The sequence below is a fragment of the Escherichia sp. MOD1-EC5950 genome (genome assembly GCF_002965345.1).
Lineage (GTDB): Bacteria > Pseudomonadota > Gammaproteobacteria > Enterobacterales > Enterobacteriaceae > Escherichia > Escherichia marmotae.
Genome location: NZ_PTSR01000066.1, coordinates 1 through 4,259, shown reverse-complemented (window position 1 = coordinate 4,259; position 4,259 = coordinate 1). Strand labels below are relative to the sequence as shown.

3 protein-coding genes and 2 pseudogenes are annotated in these 4,259 nt (G+C 47.2%); 4 read left to right on the top strand and 1 reads right to left on the bottom strand.

Annotated elements, in window-relative coordinates; all coding sequences use genetic code 11:
- Together BEA93_RS23990 and BEA93_RS26420 are read left to right on the top strand one after the other, a co-directional pair.
- On the top strand, positions 1-177 hold a 177-nt coding region (locus BEA93_RS23990; protein WP_157914720.1), incomplete at its 5' end, for an IS3 family transposase.
- Between the two features lie 53 nt (positions 178-230).
- Positions 231-371: pseudogene (locus tag BEA93_RS26420) on the top strand (DUF7828 domain-containing protein); the annotation flags it as partial.
- Between the two features lie 45 nt (positions 372-416).
- On the opposite strand, the gene BEA93_RS23980 reads toward BEA93_RS26420, so the two are convergent.
- Positions 417-1,007 carry a recombinase family protein gene (locus tag BEA93_RS23980; RefSeq protein ID WP_000086536.1) on the bottom strand — a complete coding sequence of 197 codons (591 nt, stop codon included), beginning with the start codon at positions 1,005-1,007 and terminating at the stop codon, positions 417-419.
- 160 nt (positions 1,008-1,167) lie between these two features.
- On the opposite strand from BEA93_RS23980, the gene BEA93_RS23975 reads away from it, so the two are divergent.
- Positions 1,168-4,152: a Tn3 family transposase gene (locus BEA93_RS23975; RefSeq protein ID WP_105225209.1), complete on the top strand. Its 2,985-nt coding sequence runs from the start codon at positions 1,168-1,170 to the stop codon at positions 4,150-4,152.
- Positions 4,153-4,182: 30 nt separating this feature from the next.
- Positions 4,183-4,259, top strand: a pseudogene (locus tag BEA93_RS25920) (putative zinc ribbon protein); the annotation flags it as partial.

Sequence of the window (4,259 nt, the reverse complement as noted above, 5' to 3'; positions counted from 1 at the left end):
TTTTTCGGCAGACTGAAAACGGAAATGTATTATGGGCGTAAATGGTCGGGCATCACGCCAGAAAAGTTCATGCAGCATGTAGATGCTTACATCAGATGGTATAACGAGCGGCGTATAAAATTATCGCTGGGTGCAGTCAGCCCTGAAATGTACCGCCAACAATGCGGGCTGGAATGATAAAGCAGTCCAGGAAATCGTCCGCATCCCCATAACGGTCAAACATCGTGGCGTTGACAGATGCTCAGGAGGCATGGTTTGAGCACGATTTACATGCCCTGAGCGCGCAACAGAAGGCAGCCTGTGTGGTGCTGAATCCGGAAAAGTCCCACCCTTACATTGAGGATATGGCGATGTTTTTATTGCCCTTACCGGGGTCCGCTTGGAAAACGGAAAATATCCCACGCTAAGGCTATTTTCTATACAGTAACAGTTTGCTGTTTCGCTCTAACTCTCAGAATTGTTTGCCGTGTTGTTCGGAACTCCCTGGCAATAGCACTTATACTTGCCCCAGACTTAATGCGTTCGAGTACCTTCTGTTTTTGTTCTTCATTTAATACCGGTGGGCGACCAAAACGTTTTCCTGCATCCCGTGCTCTTGCTATCCCTGAATAAGTTCGTTCAAGTAAAAGATCTCGTTCAAATTCAGCGACCGCTGAAATCACTTGCATTGTCATTTTTCCTGCCGGACTGGTCAGATCAACACCACCTAATGCCAGGCAATGCACCCTGATGCCAGATTCGGTCAGTTGCTCCACTGTTTTCCTGATATCCATTGCATTACGACCGAGGCGATCCAGTTTTGTGACTATCAATACATCGCCACTTTCCAGACGATCAAGCAACCGGTTAAAACCAGGACGTTCACTGGCTGCTACTGATCCACTAATTTGTTCTTCGATTATTCGTTGGGGTCTGACGTTAAAACCCGCGCTTTCGATTTCCCGACGTTGATTTTCGGTCGTCTGTTCCAGAGTGGAAACCCGACAATAGGCAAAAATTCGAGACATAGTGAGATCTTCTGTACGAAATGGGTGTACATATTATAATGCATGTCCGAAAGTAATTTCGCTGACTTTCGGATATATCTGTTTAACAATGTCCGAAACCAGTCGTTTTCGGTCACAACAAATCCATAACACATGAAAACTTTACACGAGGGAAGCATTCATGCCACGGCGACAAATACTGAGTAGTGAAGAGCAAGCTCGCCTGCTGGTTATACCAGATGATGAAATTATTCTGACCAGAATGTGTTTTCTTTGTGATAAAGATATTGCTCTCATTAATAAGCACCGGCGTCCAGCTAATCGCCTGGGCTTTGCGGTATTACTCTGTTACCTGCGTGGGCCTGGATTTGTTCCGGACAAAAATAATGTTCCCCACAGTGGTGTTGTATCCAGAATTGCTTCAAGACTGAAGCTTCAGCCCGATTTATGGCATGAATATGCAGCCAGAGAGCAAACCCGCTGGGAGCATCTGGCTGAACTTTATCGCTACCTGAAATTATCTCCGTTCAGCCGAACTCTGCAAAAAGACTGCATTCGGCATCTGCATTCCTATGCCATGCGAACAGATAAAGGATTTACTCTGGCGGAGGAAATGCTCAGTTGGCTACATAACAATAATGTTATTTTCCCGTCGGTTGATGTGATCGAACGGACGCTTGCCGAAGCCGTCACACTTGCTGACAGATCTGTTTTTTCGGCACTTACGACACAACTGGGAAAGCAGCATAGATCTGCACTCGACAGCCTGCTCATATCAGAAGGGGAACAACCTTCCCGACTTGCGTGGCTACTTCAGCCTCCCGGTAAAATTAACGGTAAAAACGTGCTGCAACATATCGATCGACTTAATTCTATCACCGCGCTGGAATTACCTGATGGTATTGAGCTTTCCGTTCACCAGAACAAATTACTCAAACTGGCGCGTGAGGGCCGAAAAATGAGCAGCAGAGATCTGGCAAAATTCACCGATATCAGACGTTACGCTACGCTGGTTTGTGTCATTCAGGAAGCCAGAGCAACATTGACTGATGAAGTTATCGAGCTACACGAACGCATTATGGGCGGTCTGTTCAGCCAGGCAAAACGCAAACAAGCCGAGAGGCTTCAGTTAAAAGGCAAACTTATCCAGAGCAAGTTAAGACAATATGTTACTGTCGGTCAGGCGCTACTGCATGCCAGAAAGTCAGGTGAAGATCCCTGGGCCGCGATAGAAGATGTTATTCCCTGGCAGGAGTTCGTCAACAGCCTGGAAGAAACACAGTTGCTGTCCCGTAAAGGTAATTTCGATCCTCTTCACCTGATCACCGAAAAATACAACACACTTCGAAAATACGCTCCACGAATGTTGTCAGCATTGCAGTTTGTAGCGACACCTGCGGCGCAGCCGCTCAGCGATGCACTGGATACTATAAGGGAAATATACCGTAAGCAGCTTCGTAACGTTCCGCCTACAGCGCCAACAGCATTTATTCCTGAAAGCTGGCGAAAACTGGTATTAACGCCTTCAGGCATCAATCGAAAATACTATGAGTTTTGTGTACTGAATGAACTCAAGGTGGCGTTACGTTCCGGAGATATTTGGGTAAAAGGGTCGCGTCGTTACAGAAATTTTGATGATTATCTTATCCCGGTCACTGAATTTGATAAATCCCGACAAAATGACCAGTTACAACTGGCTGTGCAGACTGATTGCCATGCATATCTTCAGGCCCGTATGACGCTTCTTGCATCTCGTCTGGAAGAAGTTAACGCAATGGCTCTTGCCGGTGAGCTGCCGGATGTTGATATTTCAGATAAAGGAGTGAAAATCACTCCGCTGGAGAACGGGGTTCCTTCCGGTGTTTCTGCCTTTGCCAGTCTGGTTTATAACATGCTCCCCCATCCGAAAATTACAGAAATACTGGAAGAAGTTGACAGTTGGACGGGTTTTACACGTCACTTCACGCATCTCAAAAATAATAACATCAGGCCAAAAGACGGAAGGCTGTTGCTGACCACAATTCGGGCTGACGGTATTAATCTGGGGCTGACAAAAATGGCAGAGTCCTGCCCCGGGGTAACAAAATCGTCCCTCGAAGGTATCCAGGCATGGTACATCCGTGACGAAACCTATTCAGCTGCCCTTGCAGAACTGGTAAACGCGCAGGGGAAACGTCCATTAGCAGCATTCTGGGGCGACGGGACAACATCGTCATCAGACGGGCAGAACTTTCGGGTGGGCAGTCACGGGCGTTATGCTGGTCAGGTCAATCTTAAATATGGCCAGGAGCCGGGCGTACAGATTTATACGCATATATCAGATCAATATAGCCCGTTCTACACCAAAGTGATTAGTCGGGTACGTGACTCAACCCACGTACTTGATGGCCTGTTGTATCATGAAAGTGATCTGGAAATTACCGAACATTACACCGATACCGCAGGTTTCACAGAGCATGTTTTTGCACTAATGCATTTGCTGGGATTTGCTTTTGCGCCGAGGATCAGGGATCTTCATGATAAGCGACTGTTTATTCACGGAAAGGCTGAGCGATATCCAGGGCTTCAGTCCGTCATATCAACAACCAGCCTGAATCTCAAAGATATTGAAACGTACTGGGGTGAGGTATTACGCCTGGCAGCTTCGATTAAACAGGGGACAGTCACTGCATCGCTGATGATGAAAAAGTTAGCCAGTTACCCAAAACAGAATGGACTGGCCAAAGCGCTGAGAGAAATTGGTCGAATCGAACGGACACTGTTTATGCTGGACTGGTTTCGAGATCCTGGTTTGCGACGACGTGTACAAGCTGGGCTGAATAAAGGAGAAGCCCGTAATGCTCTTGCGCGAGCGGTTTTTATGCACCGGCTGGGTGAAATCAGGGACAGGGGGCTGGAGAATCAGAGTTACCGGGCCAGTGGTCTGACGTTACTGACAGCGGCAATCGCGTTATGGAACACGGTATACATAGAAAGAGCCATTGAATCCCTGAAACGAAAAAAGCTCCCGATTAATGACCAACTGCTCTCTCACCTTTCGCCGTTGGGCTGGGAGCATATCAATCTTAATGGGGATTATGTCTGGCGTAATAATCTTAAGCTGGGTACAGGGAAGTACCGACCATTACGCAATGTCGATATCGAATCGTACAAAAAACAGTCTTAGCGTGGGATATTTTCCGTTTTCCAAGCGGACCCCTTACCGGTCGTGCTGGAGTGGCATTGTGTGATGTGCGGCCAGTTTTTTCATGGGAAGAAGTTCTGTGAAACCTG